At 69.1% G+C, this 23,264-nt stretch carries 22 protein-coding genes and 1 tRNA gene; 17 read left to right on the forward strand and 6 right to left on the reverse strand.

The window, feature by feature from the left end; all coding sequences use genetic code 11:
- Nucleotide 1: 1 nt before the first annotated feature.
- The 10 genes from ASE34_RS14965 (at nt 2) to ASE34_RS15010 (ending at nt 12,200) form a co-directional block, all read left to right on the forward strand.
- Nucleotides 2–1,081 (forward strand): DUF2207 family protein, encoded by a 1,080-nt coding sequence (locus ASE34_RS14965; RefSeq protein ID WP_056279835.1) that lies wholly within the window; start codon nt 2–4, stop codon nt 1,079–1,081.
- 104 nt (nt 1,082–1,185) lie between these two features.
- A complete protein-coding gene (locus tag ASE34_RS14970; protein WP_200955183.1) occupies nt 1,186–3,612 on the forward strand; it encodes a DNA polymerase III subunit gamma and tau in 2,427 nt (808 codons plus the stop codon).
- On the forward strand, nt 3,612–4,205 hold the full coding sequence (recR, locus tag ASE34_RS14975) for a recombination mediator RecR (RefSeq protein WP_053097391.1): 594 nt from the start codon (nt 3,612–3,614) through the stop codon (nt 4,203–4,205). The genes ASE34_RS14970 and recR overlap by 1 nt, the downstream gene beginning before the upstream one ends.
- Nucleotides 4,202–5,140: a DMT family transporter gene (locus ASE34_RS14980; RefSeq protein ID WP_082586678.1), complete on the forward strand. Its 939-nt coding sequence runs from the start codon at nt 4,202–4,204 to the stop codon at nt 5,138–5,140. The genes recR and ASE34_RS14980 overlap by 4 nt, the downstream gene beginning before the upstream one ends.
- A gap of 95 nt (nt 5,141–5,235) precedes the next feature.
- Nucleotides 5,236–6,519, forward strand: coding sequence for an aspartate kinase (locus tag ASE34_RS14985; RefSeq protein ID WP_053099207.1), 1,284 nt, complete (start codon nt 5,236–5,238; stop codon nt 6,517–6,519).
- Between the two features lie 262 nt (nt 6,520–6,781).
- Nucleotides 6,782–7,852, forward strand: coding sequence for an aspartate-semialdehyde dehydrogenase (locus ASE34_RS14990; protein WP_053097389.1), 1,071 nt, complete (start codon nt 6,782–6,784; stop codon nt 7,850–7,852).
- 83 nt (nt 7,853–7,935) lie between these two features.
- On the forward strand, nt 7,936–9,408 hold the full coding sequence (locus ASE34_RS14995) for a malate:quinone oxidoreductase (RefSeq protein WP_053099206.1): 1,473 nt from the start codon (nt 7,936–7,938) through the stop codon (nt 9,406–9,408).
- Nucleotides 9,409–9,415: 7 nt separating this feature from the next.
- Entirely contained in the window at nt 9,416–10,069 is a 654-nt protein-coding gene (locus ASE34_RS15000) for a thymidine kinase (RefSeq protein WP_056279839.1), read from the forward strand.
- Between the two features lie 138 nt (nt 10,070–10,207).
- Nucleotides 10,208–10,930 carry a FadR/GntR family transcriptional regulator gene (locus ASE34_RS15005; RefSeq protein ID WP_056279841.1) on the forward strand — a complete coding sequence of 241 codons (723 nt, stop codon included), beginning with the start codon at nt 10,208–10,210 and terminating at the stop codon, nt 10,928–10,930.
- A 10-nt stretch (nt 10,931–10,940) separates the two neighbouring features.
- Nucleotides 10,941–12,200, forward strand: a complete 1,260-nt coding sequence (locus ASE34_RS15010; RefSeq protein WP_053097383.1) for an alpha-hydroxy acid oxidase — start codon at nt 10,941–10,943, stop codon at nt 12,198–12,200.
- 34 nt (nt 12,201–12,234) lie between these two features.
- Here the strand turns inward: ASE34_RS15010 and ASE34_RS15015 are convergent, their stop codons facing one another.
- From ASE34_RS15015 to ASE34_RS15035, 5 genes are all read right to left on the reverse strand, one after another.
- Nucleotides 12,235–12,990, reverse strand: coding sequence for an HAD-IIB family hydrolase (locus ASE34_RS15015; protein ID WP_056279843.1), 756 nt, complete (start codon nt 12,988–12,990; stop codon nt 12,235–12,237).
- Nucleotides 12,987–13,463, reverse strand: a complete 477-nt coding sequence (locus ASE34_RS15020; RefSeq protein WP_056279845.1) for a VanZ family protein — start codon at nt 13,461–13,463, stop codon at nt 12,987–12,989. The genes ASE34_RS15015 and ASE34_RS15020 overlap by 4 nt, the downstream gene beginning before the upstream one ends.
- Nucleotides 13,464–13,532: 69 nt before the next feature.
- A tRNA-Pro gene (locus tag ASE34_RS15025) sits at nt 13,533–13,606 on the reverse strand.
- 53 nt (nt 13,607–13,659) lie between these two features.
- Nucleotides 13,660–14,595 carry a metallophosphoesterase gene (locus ASE34_RS15030; protein WP_053097377.1) on the reverse strand — a complete coding sequence of 312 codons (936 nt, stop codon included), beginning with the start codon at nt 14,593–14,595 and terminating at the stop codon, nt 13,660–13,662.
- On the reverse strand, nt 14,592–17,180 hold the full coding sequence (locus ASE34_RS15035) for a transglycosylase domain-containing protein (protein ID WP_056279847.1): 2,589 nt from the start codon (nt 17,178–17,180) through the stop codon (nt 14,592–14,594). The genes ASE34_RS15030 and ASE34_RS15035 overlap by 4 nt, the downstream gene beginning before the upstream one ends.
- Nucleotides 17,181–17,258: 78 nt before the next feature.
- Here ASE34_RS15035 and ASE34_RS15040 point away from each other — a divergent pair, with 78 nt between their 5' ends.
- Both ASE34_RS15040 and ASE34_RS15045 read left to right on the forward strand, forming a co-directional pair.
- Entirely contained in the window at nt 17,259–17,483 is a 225-nt protein-coding gene (locus ASE34_RS15040; protein ID WP_053097373.1) for a DUF4177 domain-containing protein, read from the forward strand.
- Complete coding sequence (locus tag ASE34_RS15045; protein WP_056279849.1) at nt 17,480–17,938, forward strand: RidA family protein; 459 nt, start codon at nt 17,480–17,482, stop codon at nt 17,936–17,938. Before ASE34_RS15040 ends, ASE34_RS15045 begins: the two co-directional genes overlap by 4 nt.
- Before the next feature lie 79 nt (nt 17,939–18,017).
- On the opposite strand, the gene acs is transcribed toward ASE34_RS15045, so the two are convergent.
- Nucleotides 18,018–19,985: an acetate--CoA ligase gene (acs, locus tag ASE34_RS15050; protein WP_056279851.1), complete on the reverse strand. Its 1,968-nt coding sequence runs from the start codon at nt 19,983–19,985 to the stop codon at nt 18,018–18,020.
- 413 nt (nt 19,986–20,398) lie between these two features.
- Between acs and ASE34_RS15055 the strand changes: the two genes are divergently transcribed.
- From ASE34_RS15055 to ASE34_RS15075, 5 genes are read left to right on the forward strand one after another with little or no spacing between them, the layout of a single operon-like run.
- The gene (locus ASE34_RS15055; protein WP_056279853.1) at nt 20,399–21,412 is read left to right on the forward strand and encodes a TadA family conjugal transfer-associated ATPase; all 1,014 of its coding nucleotides are present in this window, start codon (nt 20,399–20,401) and stop codon (nt 21,410–21,412) included.
- Nucleotides 21,406–22,302, forward strand: coding sequence for a type II secretion system F family protein (locus ASE34_RS15060; protein ID WP_082586679.1), 897 nt, complete (start codon nt 21,406–21,408; stop codon nt 22,300–22,302). The genes ASE34_RS15055 and ASE34_RS15060 overlap by 7 nt, the downstream gene beginning before the upstream one ends.
- 54 nt (nt 22,303–22,356) lie before the next feature.
- Nucleotides 22,357–22,554: a DUF4244 domain-containing protein gene (locus ASE34_RS15065; protein WP_053097366.1), complete on the forward strand. Its 198-nt coding sequence runs from the start codon at nt 22,357–22,359 to the stop codon at nt 22,552–22,554.
- Complete coding sequence (locus ASE34_RS15070) at nt 22,554–22,898, forward strand: TadE family type IV pilus minor pilin (protein ID WP_053097363.1); 345 nt, start codon at nt 22,554–22,556, stop codon at nt 22,896–22,898. The genes ASE34_RS15065 and ASE34_RS15070 overlap by 1 nt, the downstream gene beginning before the upstream one ends.
- A gap of 28 nt (nt 22,899–22,926) precedes the next feature.
- Nucleotides 22,927–23,256 (forward strand): Rv3654c family TadE-like protein, encoded by a 330-nt coding sequence (locus tag ASE34_RS15075; protein WP_056279855.1) that lies wholly within the window; start codon nt 22,927–22,929, stop codon nt 23,254–23,256.
- Nucleotides 23,257–23,264 lie beyond the last annotated feature (8 nt).

Consider the following 23,264-nt stretch of genomic DNA (forward strand, 5'->3'; position numbering starts at 1 on the left):
GGTGCTGATCACCGCAGCGCTGTTCGGACTCGCGCCCGCGCTGCTCCTGTTCGTGCTCGCGGTGGTCGAGCGGGCGCGCTCGGTGCAGCGCGTCGCGTCCCCCGGTGCGCGGTTCAGCCCGGCCGAGGGTGCGACCGTGCTGCACGACGCGCTGCTGCTGAACGCGGATCGGAAGGCCGTAGCCGCCGCGCTGATCGATCTGGCCGTGCAGCGCAAGGTGCGGCTGCTGGTCGACGCCGACGCGGCGACGACCGGCAGGTCGCACCGGCGTGCACCCGTCGGCATGGAGGTCGTCGACGGTGCGACGTTCACGTCCGAGGAGCTCAGCGTGCTCGAGGCGCTGTTCGGGCCGGATCACACCCCGGGGCGGGTGCGACGGTTCAGTGCGGATGCCCGGGCTCTGCACCGCCGGGTGCGCGGTGTCCTCGACGAGGCGGAGAAGCGGCTCGCGGCCGCGGGGCTCATCGACCGGAGTCGACGCGGGTGGGCCACGTTCCTGATCCGCGTCGCCGCGGTGCTGGTGGGGGGCATCTGCCTTCTGCTGCTCATCGCCGCCTGGTCGGTGAGCGAGCCGGGTGCGGCTCTCTACGCCGTGCTGGTCGTCGGCCTGGTCGCGGCGGTCGCGGCGATCGTGGTCGCTCCGCGGGCGTGGCGCCGGTTCCGCCCTGCGGCGCAGCCGCTGCGCGCGCACCTCGCCGGGATGCGCGAGTACATCGCCCTCGCCGAGGCGGAGCCGCTGCGGTTCTCGCAGTCGACGGACGGGGCGGATCTGCGGGCGGACGTCTCGTCGGCGGCGTCGGCGGAACGACTGCGGAGGTTCCTGCTGAACGAGCGACTGCTGCCCTATGCGGTGCTCTTCGGTCTGGAACGGTCATGGACGGCTGTGCTGCAGACCGAGTCGCAGGCCCTGCGGGTCGCCGAGGGGATCGAGGGCGCGATGGAGGTCGCGGGAGCCGTGGTCGAGGTGATCGAAGCGGTGGGTGGCGTCGTGCATCTGGTGAGTGCGGTCGGCGAGCTGGTCGACGCGACGGGCGGGGTCGTCGAGGTGGTCGGCGGCGTCTTCGAGGCCGCGTCGTCGTGAGCCTTCGCCGAACCTCGGCCGTCTCAGCGGCGCGTCGCGGATCCCGGGCGCGATCGTCGGCGCTCGTCTGCCTGAACGTCCGTGGCACGCCGTAGGCTGTTCTGGTGACCACAGCCCTCTACCGCCGCTACCGCCCCGAGTCGTTCGGCGAGATGATCGGGCAGTCCCAGGTGACCGAACCGCTGATGACTGCGCTCCGCGGCGACCGTGTCGGCCACGCCTACCTCTTCTCCGGACCCCGTGGATGCGGAAAGACGACGTCTGCGCGCATCCTCGCCCGCTGCCTGAACTGCGCGGAGGGCCCGACCGACGTGCCCTGCGGAAAGTGCCCGAGCTGCGTCGAGCTGTCGCGGGCGGGCGGTGGCTCGCTCGACGTCGTCGAGATCGACGCGGCCAGCCACAACGGCGTCGACGACGCACGTGATCTGCGCGAGCGGGCGACGTTCGCCCCCAGCCGCGATCGCTACAAGATCTTCATCCTCGACGAGGCGCACATGGTGACGCCGCAGGGGTTCAATGCTCTCCTCAAGCTCGTCGAAGAGCCGCCCGAGCACGTCAAGTTCATCTTCGCGACGACCGAGCCCGAGAAGGTGCTCGGCACGATCCGCTCGCGCACGCACCACTACCCGTTCCGACTGGTGCCCCCGGCGGCGATGCTCGAGTACGTCGAGAAGCTGTGCGGCGAAGAGGGCGTGGTCGCCGAGCGCGGTGTCCTTCCTCTGGTGGTCCGCGCCGGGGGAGGGTCGCCGCGAGACACCCTGTCTCTTCTCGACCAGCTGATCGCCGGTTCCGACTCGCCCGCAGGTTCCGAGACCGTGACCGTCGCCTACGAGCGCGCCGTGGCGCTCCTCGGCTACACGCACGCCGCGCTGCTCGACGAGATCGTCGATGCGCTCGCCGGCGCCGACGCCGCAGCGGCGTTCCCGGCGATCGACCGCGTGGTGCAGACCGGCCAGGACCCGCGTCGCTTCGTCGACGATCTGCTCGAGCGTCTGCGCGACCTCATCGTGATCGCGGCTGTGGGTGCGGGAGCGTCGTCGGTGCTCCGTGGAATCGCCGACGACGAGCTCGCGCGCATGCGCACGCAGGCCGATTCCTTCGGGTCGGCCCGACTCTCGCGCACGGCCGACATCGTCAGCGCCGCCCTCGACGACATGTCGGGCGCCACCTCGCCCCGACTGCACCTCGAGCTGATGGTCGCTCGCGTGCTCGCTGCGGGAGCGGATGCCGTCGCCGCCGTCCCGTCCGCACCGGCCGCTGCCGCCTCCGCCCCGCCGCGGGCGTCCGCGCCTGCACAGGCGGCTCCCGCCGCTCCCGTTGCTTCGTCGGCTGCTCCCGCAGCTGCTGCTCCCGCCGCTCCCGCCGCTGCTCCTCAGGCTGCGGCCGATCGGCCGGCGACCACGACCGAACCGGCCGGCGGGGAGACCGGGGAGTCCGACACGGCCGAAGCGACCCCTGCCGATGCGACGTCGAGCGCTGCACCGGCTGTCGACGCCGCACCGGCCGCCGAGGTCGCAGCGCCCTCCGGGCCGGTCGCCTTCGAGCAGATCACCGCCGCCTGGCCGGCCGTCCTCAAGCGGCTCGAGAGCGTCAGCCGCACGTCGTGGCTGCTGGCCACCGCCGTCCAGCCGCTCGCATACGTCACGGACACCGAGGTGCTGACTCTGGGCTTCACCAGCCAGCACGATGTCGCCAAGTTCAAGGGCACGACGCCGGGTTCGGGTCCCTCCGACCATCTGCGCGGCGCCATCGAGCAGGAGCTCGGCGTGCGCGTCAAGTACCTCCCTGCTCCGATGCCAGCGGGGGGAGCGCCTCGCCAGCCCGCGACGCCTTCATCGGCACGCCCGACCGACGACGCGCCCGCATCGGAGCCTGCGTCAGCGGAGTCACCGCGAGCTCAGTCACCGCGATCGCAGACCCCGCACGCCGAGAAGCCGCGTGGTGAGTCGCCGAAGACGGAGACCGTGGCCGCTCGGTCGTCGGCTCCTCAGACAGGGAGTTCCTCGGCCCCCGTCACCGAGTGGGCGGTGGCGTCGATCCCGGCATCCGAGCTCGCTGAGCCCGCTCCGGTGACCGCTCCGCCGGCGGCGTCTGTGCCTGCTGCCACCTCTGCCGCAGCGGAGCCTCAGACGGCGGCGCCTCAGACGGCGGCGCCTCAGACGGCGGCGCCTCCGAGCCGCGCGACGAGTGACGTCTCACCGGAGATCCGAGACGACGCACCTCCGCCCATCGACGATGAGCCGCCGTACTTCGACGACGAGCCGCCCTACGACCCGTCGTACGAGCCGGCGCCGATGTCGCAGGCGGCGCCGCCCGCCGGAGGCTCGCCGTCGACCGCTCCCTCCGCGCGGTCGACGACCGCACAGGCATCCCCTGCGCGCAGAGTGGCTTCGGCCGCCGCAGCCCCGGCGATCACCGAGCGCGCCCCCGCCGGGGGAGTCCAGCGCTACGGCGAGGCCGTGATCCGCCAGGTGCTCGGCGCGACGTTCGTTCGCGAAGAGCCCTACGAGCCCCCGACGAGGTTCTCCTGATGTATGACGGCATCGTCCAGGAGCTGATCGACGAGTTCGGTCGGCTCCCCGGAATCGGCCCCAAGTCCGCGCAGCGCATCGCTTTCCACATCCTGCAGACGCCGACATTCGACGTCGCGCGTCTCTCCGAGCTGCTCGTGGAAGTGCGGCTGCGGGTGCGCTTCTGCGAGATCTGCGGCAACGTGGCAGAGCAGGAACGCTGTGCGATCTGCCGCGACCCCCGACGCAATCCGGCCGTCATCTGCGTGGTCGAAGACGCGAAGGACGTCGCCGCGATCGAACGCACCCGCGAGTTCCGTGGCCTGTACCACGTGCTCGGGGGCGCGATCAGCCCGATCGCCGGCATCGGCCCCGACGACCTGCGCATCGCCCAGCTGATGTCGCGTCTCGGCGACGCCACGGTGCAGGAGGTCATCCTCGCGACGAACCCCAACCTCGAGGGCGAGGCGACTGCGAGCTACCTCAGCCGCCTGCTCACCACGATGCAGATCACCGTGTCCCGCCTCGCCTCCGGCCTTCCGGTCGGTGGCGACCTCGAATACGCCGACGAGGTCACCCTCGGGCGCGCATTCGAGGGTCGGCGCGTGCTGTGAACGCACAGGGCGGCTTCTCGCGACGCGGGTGGCTGCTCTTCGGGGCCATGGCGCTGCTGTGGGGCGTGCCGTACCTGTTCATCAGCATCGCGGTCGAGTCCCTGTCGCCCCCCGCGATCGTCGCCGGGCGCACCCTCATCGCGGCGCTGCTCCTCCTCCCGTTCGCGCTTCGCGGCGGTGCGCTGAGAGCGGCGTGGAAGCACTGGCCCTGGGTGCTCGCGTTCGGCCTCGTCGAGATGGCGGGTCCGTTCGTGCTGCTCGGCCACGCCGAGATGACCCTGCCCTCGGGCATGACGGGTCTGCTCGTCGCGACCGTGCCGCTGTTCGCGGCGCTCATCGCACTGGGCGGGGGAGACCGGGGAGTCCTGCGCCCGGCGCGGGGGATCGGTCTTCTCGTGGGATTCATCGGCGTCGCGATCGTCGTCGCCGGGCCCGGACTGTTCGGAGGCGAGGTCAGTCTGCTCGCGGCCGGCGAGGTGCTGCTGGTCGCGATCCTCTATGCCATCGCCCCCTTCATCGTCGCCCGAAAGCTGAACGACGTCCCGTCGCTCGGCACCATCACGCTGTCGTTGCTCATGATCGGCGTGATCTACCTGCCCATCGGGCTGCTCACGCAGCACCAGATGCCGACGCTTCCCTCGATCTTCGCGCTCCTCGCGCTGGCCGTCATCTGCACCGCCGTCGCCTTCCTGGCATTCTTCGCTCTCATCCGCGAGGTCGGCCCCGTCCGCGCGCCGCTGTTCACCTACGTGAACCCGGTCGTGGCGATCATCCTCGGTGCGATCGTGCTCGCCGAGCCGCTGACGCCGGGGCTGCTCATCGGATTCCCGCTGATCATCGCGGGCTGCTGGTTCGCGGCCACCGGCGGACGCCTCCGTCCCCAGGCCGCTGCCCGAGCCGACCTGCCTGCAGTGCCCCTGCCGCCCGCGCCCTGACCCACCCGGGCGCGACCGTCACATGCGAAGAAGCGCATATGCGCCAAACGTAGAATGGGGGTGGGCGGATCCGCCCGACATCCCAGGGAGTGAACGTGGCCCTCATCGTGCAGAAGTACGGCGGCTCCTCAGTCGCCGACGCAGAGAGCATCAAGCGCGTCGCCAAGCGCATCGTCGACACGCGTCGCGCCGGCCATGACGTCGTCGTCGCCGTGAGCGCGATGGGCGACACGACCGACGAGCTGCTCGACCTCGCCAACGAGGTCGCGCCGATTCCCGCTCCGCGTGAGCTCGACATGCTGCTCTCGAGCGGTGAGCGCATCTCGATGGCGCTCCTGGCCATGGCCATCCACTCGATGGGCTTCGAGGCGCGGTCGTTCACCGGCAGCCAGGCGGGCATGATCACCGACTCGCAGCATGGCGCCGCCCGCATCGTGGATGTCACCCCGATCCGTCTGCGCGAAGCGCTCGACGAGGGGGCCATCGTCATCGTCGCCGGCTTCCAGGGCTTCAACCGCGACACCCGCGACATCACCACGCTCGGACGCGGCGGCTCGGACACGACGGCCGTCGCTCTCGCCGCGGCCCTCGACGCCGACGTCTGCGAGATCTACAGCGACGTCGACGGCATCTTCACGGCCGACCCCCGCGTCATCCCGAAGGCGCAGAAGCTCGACCACATCGGCAGCGAGGAGATGCTCGAGCTCGCCGCCAACGGCGCGAAGGTGCTCTACATCCGCGCTGTCGAGTACGCACGCCGTCACGGCGTCCTGATCCACGCCCGTTCGACGTTCTCGTCGTCCGAGGGCACATACGTTCTGGGCGAGGGTATGAAGAACCCTCGCGAAGCCGAGGGAGCAGCAGCCATGGAAGAACCGATCGTCGCCGGTGTCGCCACCGACTTCGGCCAGGCCAAGATCACCGTCGCCGGCGTTCCGGACGTGCCGGGCAAGGCGGCGGAGATCTTCAAGATCGTCGCGAAGTCCGGCGCCAACGTCGACATGATCGTGCAGAACGTGTCGGCCACGGGTCGCACCGACATCTCGTTCACGGTTCCCAAGGCCGATTCCTCGGCTGCGCTCAAGGCGCTCGCGGGGGAGCAGACCGAAGTGGGCTTCCAGAACCTGGTGCACGACGACCAGATCGGCAAGCTGTCCGTCGTCGGAGCGGGTATGCGGACGCACTCGGGCGTCTCCGCGACGCTGTTCGAGGCGCTGTCGGCCGGTGGCATCAACATCGAGATGATCTCGACGTCCGAGATCCGCATCTCGGTCGTGCTCCGCGACACCGACCTGGCCGAGGCCGCCCGCACCGTGCACACCGCGTACGGACTCGACGGCGACGCCGAGGCCACGGTCCACGCCGGCACCGGTCGCTGACCTCCGCCGATCGCGCACGATCTGCGGATGACCGCACGATCTGCGGAAGTGTCAGCTGATCCCGTCCGCGAATCGTGACCCGATCCGCAAAACTGACTCGGGATGCTGACCCGGCCCGCACCCCGCCCGACGGTCGGTCCTCGATCACCGGACGGCACGGTAGACTCACCGAAACCCTGACATCGGCGCCAGGCGCGGCATCCGCATCCCGACGTCGCGCCTGAAGCCTCGCATGCAGCACTGCACGACGCCAAGGAACATCATGACCCGCATCTCCGACTCAGGACTCTCCGTCGCCATCGTCGGCGCCACCGGCCAGGTGGGCACCGTGATGCGCGAGATTCTCGCCGAACGGTCCTTCCCGATCCGTGAGCTGCGCCTGTTCTCGTCGTCGCGCTCTGCAGGCACCGCCATCGAGTTCGGCGGCGCGACCGTCATCGTCGAGGATGTCGAGACGGCGGATGCCGCGGGCATCGACATCGCCCTCTTCTCGGCCGGCGCGACCGCCAGCCGCGCATACGCTCCCCGCTTCGCCGAGGCCGGAGCCGTCGTCGTCGACAACTCCAGCGCCTGGCGCAACGATCCCGAGGTTCCGCTGGTCGTCAGCGAGGTCAACCCGCACGCGATCGACGACCGCCCTCGCGGCATCATCGCCAACCCGAACTGCACGACCATGGCCGCCATGCCGGTGCTGAAGGCGCTGCACGCCGAAGCGGGTCTCGAGCGCCTGATCGTCTCGACCTACCAGGCCGTCTCCGGTTCGGGTCTCGCCGGTGCGCAGGAGCTCCTCGGGCAGGTCGAGGGCGTCCTCGCCCAGGGCGACACGCTGCGCCTCGTGCACGACGGCTCGTCGATCGACTTCCCGGAGCCCGAGAAGTACGTCGCTCCGATCGCGTTCGACGTCATCCCGTTCGCGGGCAACCTGGTCGACGACGGTCAGAACGAGACGGACGAGGAGAAGAAGCTCCGCAACGAGAGCCGCAAGATCCTCGAGCTGCCCGACCTCCGTGTCGCCGGCACGTGCGTGCGGGTTCCCGTCTTCACGGGCCACTCGCTCTCGATCAACGTCGAGTTCGCCCGCGACATCACGCCGCAGCGCGCCGCCGAGGTGCTCGCCGCAGCCCCCGGTGTCGTCCTCGACGAGGTGCCCACGCCGCTCCAGGCCGCGGGCAAGGACCCGAGCTTCGTCGGACGAATCCGCGCCGACCAGTCCGCTCCCGAGAACAAGGGCCTCGTGCTGTTCATCAGCAACGACAACCTGCGCAAGGGCGCGGCGCTGAACGCGGTGCAGATCGCCGAGATCCTCGCCGAGCGCCTGGTCGCCATAGCCTGACCGCATCGCGGTCATGCGGATCCGGTCTCGCCGGACGGCCCCGCGTGGTCTGTCGTGCCGTGACCGCGAACTAGACTGTCGTGGTGACCGAAACCGTCGATGTCGTCTTGATCGGTGGTGGCATCATGAGCGCCACCCTGGGTACCCTTCTGCACGAGCTGCAGCCGGATTGGAAGATCGTCGCGTTCGAGCGACTCTCCGATGTGGCTCAGGAATCGTCGAACCCGTGGAACAACGCGGGCACCGGCCACGCGGCGCTCTGCGAGCTGAACTACATGCCGCAGCAGAAGGGCGCTCCGCTCGACCCCGCCAAGGCCGTCTCGATCAACGAGCAGTTCCAGCAGAGTCGTCAGTTCTGGTCGTCTCTGGTCGATCGCGGCGTGCTCGATGCGCCGTCGACCTTCATCAACGCGACGCCGCACATGACGTTCGTACGCGGTGAGAAGGACGTCAAGTACCTCAAGGACCGCTACGAGGTCCTGAAGAAGCAGCCGCTGTTCGAGGGCATCGAGTACAGCGAGGATTCCCGCGTCATCAACAAGTGGGCGCCGCTGCTCATGCAGCAGCGCCGTAAGGGCGAGCCGTTCGCGGCCACCCGCGTGCCCGCCGGAACCGACGTCGACTTCGGTGCGCTGACGCACCAGCTCTTCGACCACCTCACCGAGTCGGGCGTCGCGCTGCGCACCAACCACGAGGTCAAGAGCCTGAAGAAGCAGAAGGACGGCACCTGGCTCATCAACTACCGCACGACCATCGGTCGCACGCCGAACCAGATCAAGGCGCGTTTCGTGTTCGTCGGCGCCGGCGGCTGGGCGCTCAAGCTGCTGCAGCGCTCGGGCATCCCCGAGATCAAGGGCTACGGTGTCTTCCCGATCGGCGGGCAGTTCCTCAAGACCTCGAACCCGAAGATCGTCGCACAGCACAAGGCGAAGGTGTACTCGCAGGCCTCGGTGGGCGCCCCGCCCATGTCGGTCCCGCACCTCGACACGCGCGTGGTCGACGGCGAGGCCTCCCTGATGTTCGGCCCGTTCGCGACCTTCAGCCCGAAGTTCCTCAAGAACGGCTCGATGCTCGACATCGTGTCGCAGGTGCGCACGCACAATCTGTGGCCGATGCTGCGCGTCGCGTTCGCGAATCCCGACCTCATCACCTACCTGGTGGGGGAGCTGCTGAAGAACCACGCCAAGAAGGTCGACAGCCTGCGCACGTTCATGCCGACGGCGAAGGACGAGGACTGGACGCTCATCGACGCGGGGCAGCGCGCCCAGGTCATGAAGAAGGACCCCAAGAAGGGCGGCATCCTGCAGTTCGGCACCGAAGTGGTGTCCGCGGCCGACGGTTCGATCGCCGGTCTGCTCGGGGCCTCGCCCGGCGCCTCCACCGCCGTGCCGATCATGCTCGATCTGCTGAAGAAGTGCTTCCCCGACGAGTACCCCGGCTGGGAGTCGGAACTGCGCGAGCTCATCCCGACATTCGGCGAGCAGCTGAACAAGGATCCCGAGCTGGCGGCGAAGTCCACCGCGGCGACCGCGGCCACGCTCGGCATCAACGAGTAGCGCGCCGGTGGCGAAGCTCTACTTCCGCTACGGGGCGATGAACTCGGGCAAGTCCACCTCGCTGCTCCAGGCCGCGTACAACTACGAGGAGCGCGGCCAGCACGTGCTGCTCGCGAAGCCGGCGATCGACACCAAGGGTGCATCCGAGATCGCGAGTCGACTCGGTGTCACGCGGCACGTCGACTATCTCATCGCTCCCGATGCGGACGTCCGCGAGCTCTTCGACGAGCACCGGGATCGCGTGCGCCGTGCGGTCGCCGATGAACCGGTCCGCGGGGGGTCGATCGATGTCGCCTGCCTCCTGATCGACGAGGCGCAGTTCCTCACGGCGGAGCAGGTCGACGACCTCTTCCGCATCGCGATCGAGGACGGCATCCCGGTGATCGCCTACGGCATCCGCAATGACTTCCTCACCCACGCCTTCCCGGGGTCGGCTCGTCTGCTCGCGATCGCGCACTCCCTCGAGGAGCTGAAGACCATCTGCCGCTGCGGGCGCAAGGCCGTCTTCAACGGTCGTGTGATCGGTGGTCGGTTCGTCTTCGACGGCGACCAGGTCGCCATCGACGAGGGCGCTGACGGATCGCTGGCGCCGGAGATCACGACCTACGAGTCGCTGTGCGGCGCGTGCTACCTCGAAGAGTCGGGTGGGCGGCTGGGCTGAACGCCCTCGCGTCATCCTCCGCCCTCGGGCGGTGTGTCGGCGTACCCCGGTTGCGTGGTCTGACCACACACGCTACTGTGGTCAGACCACAGGTGCGTCGGGGATCGATGCCGCCGATGCACACGATGAGGAGAGCGGATGCCGGAGCAGCCAGCGCGCGCCTGGAGGCTCGTGCTCGAACATGTCGAGCGCGACCTGCTCGACGGGCGTCTCGGCCCCGGTGATCGTCTCGCCTCGGAGCGCGAGCTCGCCGCGGACCTGGGTGTCGGGCGCTCGAGCGTCCGAGAGGCGCTGCGCGTGCTCGAGGTCATGGGGCTGATCCGCACCTCGACCGGCTCGGGGCCGCAGTCGGGCGCGATCGTGATCGCGACCCCGTCCGGTGGCATGTCGACGCTTCTGCGCCTCCAGGTCGCCGCACAGGGCTTTCCGCTCGCGGACGTGGTGCAGACCCGACTGCTGCTCGAAGACGCGGTCGTCGCCGCTCTCGCGAGCCAGCACGCGCCCGATCTCACCGCGGCGCACAGCGTGCTCGATGCGATGGACGTCGGCGCCCTGACGCCTGACGAGTTCCTCGCCCTCGATGCCCAGCTCCACCTCGCCCTCGCGGAATCGAGTGGCAACACCGTCGTCGCCGCGATCATGGCGGGCCTGCGCACCTCCATCGAGTCGTACGTGCAGCAGGGCGCCTCATCCATCGCCGACTGGGATGCCATGGCAGATCTGCTGCGCGCCGAGCACCGAGCCATCATCGAGGCCATCGCCGCGGGTGACGCGGCGACCGCCCAGACCCTCGTCCGAGCGCACATCACCGGCTACTACACCGCGGCGGGGCTCACCCGCAGCGTCCGACCCACCGACTGAGAGGACAGCCATGGTCCAGCGCCAGGTTCCCAACCCCGCAGAGCTTCTCGACCTGATGAAGTTCAAGAAGCCCGAGTTCAACGGCAAGAAGCGCCGTCTCGACTCGGCGCTCACGATCGACGACCTGCGCACGATCGCCAAGAGGCGCACGCCGAAGGCCGCGTTCGACTACACCGATGGCGCCGCCGAGGGCGAGCTGTCGCTCACGCGGGCACGCCAGGCATTCCAGGATGTGGAGTTCCACCCCGGCATCCTCCGGCCGGCTCCGGACGTCGACACCGCGGTCGAGATCCTCGGCGGCCCGTCGGCGCTCCCGTTCGGCATCGCGCCGACAGGCTTCACGCGTCTCATGCAGACAGAGGGCGAGGTCGCCGGCGCGGGAGCGGCGGCGGCGGCCGGCATCCCGTTCACCCTCTCGACCCTGGGCACGACGTCGATCGAGGGCGTGAAGGCGGCCAACCCGCACGGACGCAACTGGTTCCAGCTCTATGTCATGCGCGACCGCGAGATCTCCTACGAACTCACTCGCCGTGCTGCCGCCGCGGGCTTCGACACGCTGCAGTTCACGGTGGACACCCCGGTCGCCGGAGCGCGGCTGCGTGACAAGCGCAACGGCTTCAGCATCCCGCCGCAGCTCACGCTCGGCACCATCATCAATGCCATCCCGCGTCCGTGGTGGTGGTACGACTTCCTGACGACCCCGAAGCTGGAGTTCGCGTCGCTGAGCACCACCGGCGGCACCGTCGGCGAGCTGCTCGACGCGGCTATGGACCCCACGATCAGCTACGACGACCTTGCGGTGATCCGTGACATCTGGCCGGGCAAGATCGTGATCAAGGGCGTGCAGAACGTCGAGGATTCGGTGCGCCTGCGTGACGCGGGCGTCGACGGCATCGTGCTCTCCAACCACGGCGGGCGGCAGCTCGACCGCGCGCCCATTCCGTTCCACCTTCTGCCGGAGGTCCGGACCGCCGTGGGTGACGACTTCACGGTCATGGTCGACACGGGGATCATGAACGGCGCGGACATCGTCGCGGCGGTCGCGCTCGGAGCGGACTTCACCCTCATCGGACGCGCCTACCTCTACGGCCTCATGGCTGGCGGCCGTGCGGGCGTCGACCGCACGATCGAGATCCTGCGGACGGAGATCGAACGCACCATGCGTCTTCTGGGCGTCGCCTCACTCGCGGAGCTCGAGCCGTCGCACGTCACTCAGCTCACGCGCCTCGTGCCGGTCGCACGGGCAGCGTCGGAGGCCGTCGTCCGCTGACCTCGTCCCCGGATTCGAGGGGAGGGGTGGGCGGTCAGAGGGTCGCGAGAAGCTCGTCGAGCTTGTCTGCGGTGTCCTCCCACCCCTCGACCGCGACCGAGGGCACTCCGATCGCCAGGACGGGGTAGTCGTTGCCGCCTTCATCGAGTCGGTCACCGTAGAACAGCATCGAGGTGAGGGGGATGCTGGTGTGCTCGGCGAGCTGCTTCATGCCGAAGGCCTTGTCGATGCCGGCCAGAGTGATGTCGATGGAGGTCGAACCGCCGGATCGCACTTCGAGCTCGGGGAGTCTCGCCGCCACGGCGTCCCGAAGAGCTTCTCGTTTCGCACCGGACGGGTCCCACTCGTGCTTGGCATCGCGGGGAGCCTTCTGCCCGAGCGCAGAGAAGGTGATCTGGGATCCGCGGTCCTCGAGGATCTCACCCCAGGGCTGAGACTCCCACAGCCCCAGACGCTCCGCCTCCTCGCGCAGGGCGGCGAGAGCGCCGGCCTTCTGCTCCGCGGTGAGGTCATGGGCGTAGAGCGGCGAGAAATCCGTGCCGTCGTGGCGCAGGTACCGTGTGCCGCAGGTGGGGAGCAGGTGCAGCCGCGCCGCGGCCGCCTCGTCGATGGTTCCGAGCCGCGCGATCACCTGAGCGCGGAACTGCGCCTCGTTGCCGCCCGAGATGATCGCGACCTCGACCCGCTGCAGCAGCGCGAGCAGCAACGAGGCGATGCGAGCATCGATGGGCTCTTTCGACGGGGCGAGGGTGTCGTCGAGATCGAAGGCGACGAGTGCAGGCGAGGTCATGATGCTTCCAGAGTAGACGGGCGGTGCTGAGAGACACGCGGAGCGAAGAGGAGGGTGCACAGGATCGCGAGCGCTACGCCGATCAGCGCGCCGCCGGAGTTCGCGATCACATCGGACACGGTGGCCGTACGATTTGGCAGGGCGAGGCGCTGGGCGGCCTCGATGGAGAGGGACACTGCCGGGCCCAGGGCGAGCGCCAGCGGCCAGAGGCGGCGGGGGATGAGAATGAAAGCCAGGATGCCGATGGGCACGAAGACCAGAACGTTGGCGATGACCTCGAGGCGGGTGAAATCAAGAGACTCCCACCCCAGTCGGTGCGAAACGGACAGCACGAGATCGAGCAGGTTCGGCATGGACTGCTCGATGCGCGTCGGCGTGAGCGTCAGCAGCGCGATGCCGCCGAAGAACGGCAGGGCGAGAGCGAGGGCGATGCCTCGGGTCAGTCGTCGAGGCGGGGGGAGCAAGCGACTCATGCGGTGCCTTTCTCCTCGTTCCGGATACAGAGAAGGCCGCCCGTGAGGACGGCCTTCCGGTGTTACTTGTCGGGGTGACAGGATTTGAACCTGCGACCTCTTCGTCCCGAACGAAGCGCGCTACCAAGCTGCGCCACACCCCGTTTTGCAACCCTCCGAGTCTACAGCGAAATGCTCCCAGCGCCGAATCGAGGCATCAACCGCGCGCCGTCAGGGTCAGCAGCGTCGCCTCGGGGCGGCACGCGAAGCGTATCGGCGCGTAGATCGAGTGTCCGCAGCCCGCGCTGACATTGAGGGGCACGGCGCGATCGCCCTGAGTCCACGTGCTGAGACCCTTCGCCTGCTTCAGCGGGATGTCGCAGTTCGCTACGAGAGCACCAAAACCGGGCAGGCACACCTGACCGCCGTGCGTGTGGCCTCCCAGGATGGCGTCGGCGCCCATCTCCACGAACCCGTTCAGGACGCGCTGATAGGGCGCGTGCGTGACGCCGAGAACGGATGTGCCGGCAGTCCGCGGGCCGAGAGCATCGATGGCGTCCGGCAGGTCCTCGAGCCGGTCCCAGTCGCAGTGCGCATCACTCACGCCGAACAGGTCCAGGGGACTGCCGGCCACCGTGAGTCGCGCTGCGGCGTTGTTCAGGCTCGTCCATCCGAGCTCGTCGGTGAAGTACGCGTCCATCGCATCGGTGTCGAGGAAGTTCAGCTCTCGCGGGCGCTGCGACGGGCCGGCGAAGTAGCGGATCGGGTTCCGCGGCGAGGGGCCGATGACGTCGTTGGAACCGTGCACGAAGACACCGGGGATTCCGGCGAACGGCTCGAAGGCACGTCTGATCCCGGCGAGACCGTCGCGGTGTCCGAGATTGTCGCCGGTGTTGACGATGAGATCGGGCTTCAGCTGCGCGAGTGACGCGAGCCAGTCCTGCTTGCGGTGCTGCCACGGAGCCATGTGCGCGTCCGAGATGTGCAGCACGCGCAACGGTGCGGAACCCGGGGCGAGAGCGGATGCGGTCGCCTCACGCACCGTGAAGAGGTAGCGCTCGATGCCGATGCCCCAGACGGCGGCTGCGGCACCAGCGGCCCCCACCGCGCCGAGCGCGATGAGGGCCGGGTGCGCCGCGTGGCGAGACGTCACTTGCAGCGGACCTTGATGGACGTGCTCTTCGTGGTCGGTGTGTTCGCGGCCGGGTCGGTGGACGTGACCGCGGCGTTCTGACCGTTGCATGACCCGTCGAAGTCGATCGACGAGAACCCTGCCCCGAACAGCGCGCTCTGCGCTTCGGCCTTCGATTGTCCGGTGATGTCGGGCACCGTCGCGCCCTGGCCGTTGCTCGGCGAGATCGTGATCGTCGCGCCGCTCGGGGCCTGTCCGGACGGGTCCTGCGCCATGACGACATCGCCGGCGGGACCGTCCACGGCGGGTCCGACGGCTGCGGTGAAGCCCGCAGCCTCGATGAGAGAGGTCGCTTCGCCGACGGACTTGCCCACCACGTCGGGAACGTTCGTCAGAACCTGACGAACCAGCTTGTCGTCGGGGCGAGGGAAGTCCTCCGCGGGGTACACGGCATCCGCGGCACCCTGGATCGCCTTGGCGAGGCCGTAGCGGATGTCGCCGAGTCGCGTCCCGTCGCCGTTGCGGAAGTCGTTCAGCGGCACGCGGCCGTCGACGTTTCCGACCCACACCGCTGTCGTGACCTTGGTGCTCGACTCGACGAGCATGGTGTGCTCCTTCTCGGCGGTACCGGTCTTGCCGATCAGCTGGGTTCCGTCGTACGGGTTGGCCCTCGTTCCGGTGCCGTTGCCCTCCATGACGCCTCGCAGTGCGTACGCGGCAGTCGCGGCGACCTCGGGGGTGAGCTGCTGGGAGCACTTCTGCGCGGGAGGGGTGATCTCCGCGCCGTCCTCGCCGACGACCCGGTCGATCACGCGAGGCTCGCAGTAGACGCCGTTGTTGGCGACGGTGGCGTAGGCGCCGGCCATCTGCAGAGGAGCCACGCTCTTCGAGCCCAGAACCGTCGGGAACGGATCGTTCGGAGCGGTGTTGGCGTTCGTTCCGCCGACCGTGATGTCGTCGCCGTTGCCGTAGTGGACGCCGAGTCGCTTCGCCACCTCGTTGATGTCGCAGAGATCGAGCTGCTGCGCCATCGCGAGGAAACCGGTGTTCAGGGACTGCGCGGTGAACTGTCGCACGCTGCCCACCGAGCCGCCGGAGTTGCCGAAGTTGTTGATCTTGGAGCTGTTCGTCACCTTGTCCCCGCACCTGGTGAAGGGGCTGAAGGTCTTGAGGCGACCGTCGAGGACCTGGTTCACGGAGTGGCCGGACTCCAGCCAGCTCAGAAGCGTGAACAGCTTGTAGGTCGATCCCGTCTCGAACCCGTAGGTCGAGCCGCCATGCGCCTTGTCGGCCGCGAAGACCTGAGAGGTCTCGCCGGCAGCCAGGTTGGCCTCGGTCGTCTCGTTGAAGACGGTGTTCTGTGCCATGGCGAGTACCCGACCCGTGGACGCCTCGATCGACACTCCGGTGCCACCGACGAGGATCCCGGGCATCGCCTGCGGGACCTGCGCCCTGACCGCGTCGATCGCGGGCTGCTGGACCCGCAGATCGAGGGAGGTGTAGATCTCCATTCCGCCGCGGCGGAGGTTCGAGCGACGCTCCTCTTCCGTGGCGCCGAACGCCTCGTCGTTCTCGATGACGGCCTTCACGTACTGGCAGAAGTACGCGTTGTCGCCCGCGGCCGCACAGCCCTGCTGGGGCTCGCTCAGCAGCGGCGTGACCGGCGAGGCGACGGCCTCGTCGTGCGCGGCCTGCGTGATCTTCGCGTCCGCGAGCATCCGATTGAGGACGTAGTCTCTGCGATCCTTCGTGTCCTTGTAGCCGTCGGCGTCCCCGTTGTGCGCCACGCCGGCGTCATCCGTCCAGATTCCCTCGGGGCGGTCGATGCGGAATCGGTTGGGCTCCTGCACCATGCCGGCAATCGTCGCCGCCTGCGCGAGACTGAGATTCGCCGCGCTGGTGGAGAAGTACCGGTTCGCTGCGGCCTCGATGCCGTAGATGGTGCCGCCGAAGTTGGCGATGTTGAGGTAGCCGAGGAGGATCTCGTTCTTCGAGTAGTCCTTCTCGATCTTCAGCGCATAACGCATCTCCTGCAGCTTGCGCTCGACGCCCTTGCCGCCGTCCGCGACCGCCGCATCGAGGAAGCACTGCTCGATCTGCTTGGAGTAGTCCTCGGCCGCGGGGTCGACGTCCTGCTCGCACTCCTGCACCTGGACGTTCTTCACGTACTGCTGCGTGATCGTGGAGGCTCCTCGATCGGTCGTGCCTGCGACGTTGCCGACCGCGGCCTTCAGCGTCGCGCCGAGGTTGATGCCGCCGTGGGTGTAGAAGTTCTTGTCCTCGCTCGACAGGATCGCGTCGTACATCACCGGCGCGACCTGGTCGTACGCCACGGGGATGCGCTTCTGCTCGTAGAACGACGCCAGGGCGACGGGGTTGCCGTCGAGACCGGTCGCATAGATGGTCGACTGCTGCATCGGCGCGCCGACCTGAAGGTTCTCCGGCAGGTCTTCGAAGATGGTGAGGGCCTGCGACCCGGCGATACCGGTCATGGCGAGGACCGGGGTGACGCTGGCCGCGACGAGGAGGCCGGCGACGGCGCTCAGCCCGACGAGTCCGAGGACTCCGCCGAGCGCACCTTTCACCGTGCGATTCTTTTGAGGCATACGCTTGATCGTAGGGGAGTTCCCTGAATACCGCCTTTGACGCAGCCGCCAGCGCGGATGCCGCCAGACAGGAGTGCCATGACCACCTGGGAGTACCTGACCACCCCGTTGCTGATCCACAACACCGCAGCGATCCTCAACAACTGGGGCAAGCAGGGCTGGGAGCTCGTGCAGGTCATCCAGGGCCCCGAGGGTGGGCTCGTCGCCTACTTCAAGCGCCCGGTGACGGCGGATGCCTCGGGCAACGCCGGTCTCGCTGCCGCAGCCGAGGCGTCCCGCCAGTTCGAAGGGGGAGCGGCATGAGCGTCTCTGAGCGCCTGACCGAGCTGGGCATCGAGCTCCCCGTCGTCGCGGCGCCGGTCGCAGCCTACGTCCCGGCGGTCGTGCACGACGGACTCGTCTACACCTCCGGCCAGCTGCCTTTCGTCGAGGGAGCGCTTCCCGCGACGGGCAAGGTCGGGGCAGAGGTCACGGCCGAGGACGCCAACGCCTATGCGCGCACCTGCGCCCTGAACGCTCTCGCGGCGGCTGCGGCTGCGGCCGGGGGCGTGGACAGGATCGCCGGAGTGCTGCGGCTCGGCGGCTTCGTGGCATCCACCCCCGATTTCACCGGCCAGCCCGGCGTGATCAACGGGGCGAGCCTGGTCCTCGGCGAGATCTTCGGCGACGCCGGGCAGCATGTCCGCGCGGCCGTCGGTGTGCCGGTGCTCCCGCTCGACAGCCCGGTCGAAGTCGAGGCCACGTTCATCCTGGCCTGAGGTCGCCACCCCTCACCACGCGCACACGGCAACGCCCCCTTCCGGATCGGTTCGGAAGGGGGCGTTTGCTGCATCCGCGCTATTTGACCTGCGCCGAGATGATGCTCATCACCGCGGTGTCGGCCAACGTGGTGGTGTCTCCGACCTCGCGCCCCTCAGCCACATCGCGCAGCAGACGCCGCATGATCTTGCCCGAGCGCGTCTTCGGAAGCTCGCCCACGATGTACACGTCGCGGGGCCGTGCGATCGCGCCGATCTGCTCACCCACCCAGAGGCGCAGCTGCTGCGCGAGTCCGGCGGGGTCGTGCGCCGAGAGGTAGCTCTCCTTGATGATCACGAATGCGACGACGGCCTGACCGGTCGTCTCATCTGCCGCGCCGACGACCGCCGCCTCGGCCGTCGCCTCGTGTGCGACGAGCGACGACTCGATCTCGGCCGTCGAGAGGCGGTGTCCGGAGACGTTCATGACGTCGTCTACCCGGCCGAGCAACCAGAGGTCGCCGTCCTGGTCGAGGCGCGCACCGTCACCGGCGAAGTAGTAGCCCTGCTTCTCGAACTTCTCCCAGTACGTCTCCGTGAACCGCTCAGGGTCGCCCCAGATGCCGCGGAGCATGCTCGGCCACGGTTCGGTGACGACGAGGAGGCCGCCGTTGCCGTTGCCCACCTCGGCGCCCGACTCGTCGACGACGTCGATCGAGATTCCGGGCAGCGGCACCTGGGCGGATCCCGGCTTGGTGGCGGTGACTCCGGGCAGTGCAGAGACCATGATCGCGCCTGTCTCGGTCTGCCACCAGGTGTCGACGATGGGCGTCTTGCCCGCGCCGATCACGTCGCGGTACCAGATCCACGCCTCGGGGTTGATGGGCTCGCCCACCGAGCCGAGCAGGCGCAGCGACGACAGATCGAACTTCGCGGGCACGCTGCGGCCGATCTTCATGAACGAGCGGATCGCGGTGGGCGCCGTGTAGAAGATCGAGACCTTGTACTTCTCGATGATCTCCCACCAGCGCCCGGGGTGCGGCGCGTCAGGCGTGCCCTCATAGATGACCTGGGTCGCGCCGTTCGCCAGCGGACCGTAGGTGACATAGCTGTGTCCGGTGATCCACCCGATGTCGGCGGTGCACCAGTACACGTCGGTCTCGGGATGCAGGTCGAACACGTACTTGTGCGAGTAGGCGGCCTGAGTGAGGTACCCGCCGGAGGTGTGCAGGATTCCCTTGGGCTTTCCCGTAGTCCCGGAGGTGTAGAGGATGAACAGCGGGTTCTCGGCGGGGAAGGCCACGGCAGTGTGCTCGGGGGAGGCCGCGGGGACGACCTCGTGCCACCAGAGGTCGCGACCGTCCTCCCAGTCGACCTCGTTCTCGCCGCGCTTGACGACGAGCACGTGCTCGACCGTCTGCTGCTCGCCGTCGCCGCGGTCGGCGAGCGCCTGGTCGACGGCCGGCTTGAGCGCGGACACGCGGCCCTTGCGGTAGCCGCCGTCGGCGGTGATGACGAGCTTCGCCCCTGCGTCATCGATGCGCGAGCGGAGGCTGTCGGCGCTGAACCCGCCGAACACGACCGAGTGGATGGCGCCGACGCGGGCGACGGCGAGCATCGATGCGACCGCTTCGGGGATCATCGGCAGGTAGATCGCGACGCGGTCGCCATGGCCGATGCCGAGCCCCTCCAGCACGTTCGCGACGCGCTTGACCTCCTCGGTCAGCTCGGCGTAGGTGATCGCCCGGGAGTCGCCCGGTTCGCCCTCCCAGTGGAGAGCGACACGGTCGCCGTTGCCCGCCTCGACGTGGCGGTCGAGGCAGTTGTACGCGACGTTGAGCTCGCCGTCGTCGAACCACTTCGCGAACGGCGGGGTCGACCAGTCGAGCACGCGAGTGAACGGCTTGTGCCACTCCAGCAGTTCGCGTGACTGGTCGGCCCAGAAGGCTTCGCGGTCGGTCGACGCGCTCTCATACAGCCGGGGAGACGAGACCGACTGGGCGACGAACTCCTCGGACGGCGGGAACTGGCGGGTCTCATCGAGAAGGTGATCGATCTGGCTGCTCATCGGCAGGCGCTCCTTTGCGGCGTGGCAGGTCGTGCGGGCATGAACGCATCTCTGACGCGATCAGGTCAGGGCGAATCTAGTCCCGGGCACGGACATCGCATTACTGCCGAAAGTCGGTAGTCCGACGGGTTTTGTCAGGACGGTCGCCTTGCGTACACTCGACGACAGCCGAATTCTCATTCTGGCCTTGGCGTGCCCGATTCCCCCATGAGGGACGCCGTGGGCGGCATCTCATTCCCCCCGTGAGGTGCCGCCCATCTCTATGCCGGGAGCGCTCCCATCCTGTGGCTCGCGATCTGACGCCGTCCACACCCGCTCTGCACGGATGCCATCGTCCAGACGTTGCTCACAGTGGTCGTCGCGGGAGCGCCGCGGCGACCCCGCGGATCCGCCGTGAGCCCTAGCTTCGGGGCATGCCTGATCCCTTCGTCATTCAGCCGCGCGGCTTGGCGGCGCTCGTCGACGGAACCGTCCGGGGTGCTCCTTCGCCGCTGCAGGTCGATCCCGCCTTCGGCCTCCTCGCCGAGCACTGCGCAGACGAGGAGGTCACCGACATCTTCGTCAACGGCGCATCCGGGCTGTTCATCGACCGAGGGCATGGTGCGGAACCCGTGCTCGGGTGGAGCGCGTCCGAGCGGGAGGTCCGCGACCTCGCGGTCGGGCTCGTCGGACTCGGCGGTCGACATCTCGACGACCAGGCTCCGTGCGTCGATGTCAGGCTCGACTCCGGCATCCGCGTCCATGCCGTGCTCGCGCCGATCTCGACGTCGGGGACGGCGCTCTCGATCCGTGTGCCCAGAGTGCGCGCTGCCGATCTCGACGCGCTGGCGGCGCTCGGCTCCTTCGACGCGGCCCAGCACAGCTGGCTTCTCGAGCTCGTCGCCGAGCGCGCCAACATCCTCATCACCGGCGGGACGGGAACGGGCAAGACCACGCTGCTGTCGGCATTGCTGTCAGCCGTCCCGGCCTCTGAGCGCATCGTCACGATCGAGGACGTCGCCGAACTGCGCCCGCAGCATCCCCACCACGTCGCTCTGGAGGCACGGCAGTCGAATCTCGAGGGAGCCGGCGGCATCAGCCTCGCCCGGTTGGTCCGCGAGTCGCTGCGCATGCGCCCCGACCGTCTCGTGGTCGGAGAATGCCGCGGCGAGGAGGTGAGAGAACTCCTGACTGCTCTGAACACCGGACACGACGGGGGAGCGGGAACTCTCCACGCGAGCGGTCTCAGCGACGTGCCGGCCCGGCTCGAAGCGCTCGGCGCCCTCGCGGCGATGGATGCCACGGCGCTCGCGCGCCAGGCTGTGAGCGCCTTCACGATCGTCCTTCATCTCGACAGGGCGCCTGGCGGGCGGAGACGCATCGCGCACGCCGGCGAGCTCGCGGTGAGCGGGGATCGGCTGAGCATCGAGGAGGTGCGGCCGTGGTGAGGGGATGGCGTCGTCCGGTCGTCGAGACCGGGGGCGACGCCGCGACATCGGTGCAGACGCTCGCGGTGCTTCTCCAAGCCGGCGCGGTGCCGATGGTCGCATGGCGCCATCTTGCCTCGATCGGCGACCGTCACGCTGCGTCCGTGATCGCCCGTGTGGATGGCGGCGTCCCGCTCATCGCGGCCATCGAAGCGGAGGGTGGCGCGTGGCGTGACCTCGCGGCCGCCTGGGAGATCGCGACGACCGTCGGCGCACCGCTCGCCGAGGTGCTGAGGATGCTCGCTGAGACGCTGCGCGACGCGTCATCCGCCGCGGACGACGTGCGCATCGCGCTCGCCGAGCCCGCGGGAACCGCCAAGCTCCTGCTCTGGATGCCGTTCGCCGGCCTCTTCCTCGGCTTCGCACTCGGCTTCGACACTGTCGGCGTCATCGTCGGGACGCCCGCCGGCGCCGGGTGCGTGGTCGCCGGGCTCCTGCTCGTCGCCGCGGCGCGCGCGTGGACCGGGCGACTCCTCACGCGGGCGCGTCCCGAACCGGGAACACCGGGCATGCGAGCCGAGCTCATGGCGGTCGCCCTCTCAGGAGGCGCGTCGATCCCACGAGCCCTGCGCCTCGTCGCCGAGAGCCCGGCATCGTCTCCCGGTGACGACGCTCGCATCGGCGCGGTGCTCGAGCTGTCGCATGCTGCCGGGGTCGCGGCGGGTGAACTGCTTCGGGCTTCCGCCGGCCAGGAGAGACACGCGTCACGGGTGGACGGACGCCTTCGCGCGGCCAAGCTCTCGACGACGCTGCTCATCCCGCTCGGAGTCTGCACTCTCCCGGCCTTCCTGCTGCTCGGCGTCGCACCGCTTCTGCTGAGCGTGCTCGCCTCCACTCCGCTGCCGCTGTGACGGCCGAGTTCCACCGGATGCACCGCGTATCCGTCCCATAGAAAGAAGGAACACATGAACACCATCCCCTCGCTCACCCGGCGCAGCGCGGCAACCCTCTTCGGCGACGACAGTGGCGCGGCCACCGCCGAGTACGCCATCACCACGATGGCGGCCGTCGCCTTCGCCGGCCTCCTGGTCGTGATCATGAGGTCAGACGAGGTGCGTGGCATCCTCACGGACCTGGTGCGTCGGGCACTGACGGTGTCGTGATGACTTCCGTCCATGCCGGCGAGCGCGGCTCCGTGACTGCGGAGCTCGCGCTCGCGGTTCCCGCCGTCGTGCTCGTCCTCCTACTCGGAGCCGGCGCTCTGGGCGCAGCCTCCCGTCAGGTGGCACTGCAGGATGCGACCGCTGACGCGGCCCGGCTCCTCGGCAGAGGGGAAGACGAGGGGGCCGCCGCACATGCGGTGTCGGCTGCAGTGCCCGGTGCGTCGATGTCGAGCAGCACGTCGGGCGATCTCGTGTGCGTGTCCGCAGAGACCGACTTCACCGTCGGCGGCTTCGTGAGGGTGGGCGTGCGCGCGTCGAGTTGCGCGCTCGCCGGAGGACTCTGATGTTCTCGACGGTGGAGGTGGAGCACTGATGGCGGGGTCGGTGCTCGCGGCCGGCGTGCTGGTGGTCGGCGCGACTCTGTCATTCGGACTCGCCGCCGTCGGCGGCGCGGCAGTCACTGCGCAGCGCGCAGCGGGAGCTGCCGACGCCGCGGCCCTGGCAGCGGCCGACGCTGCCAGCGGCGCAGTCGTCGTCACGGTCGACCCGTGCACCCTCGCCGCGCGGGTCGCCGCGGCCTCCGGTGCAGCACTCACCGAATGCGCCGTCGACGGCTTCGTGGCGACCGTGCAGGTCAAGGCGAAGTACGCTGGACTCGCTGCCGTCTCCCGAGCCCGTGCTGGGCCACCCGAGGGGATCTGACTGCGGCG

This window comes from Microbacterium sp. Root280D1 (genome assembly GCF_001428975.1).
Taxonomy (GTDB): Bacteria; Actinomycetota; Actinomycetes; order Actinomycetales; family Microbacteriaceae; genus Microbacterium.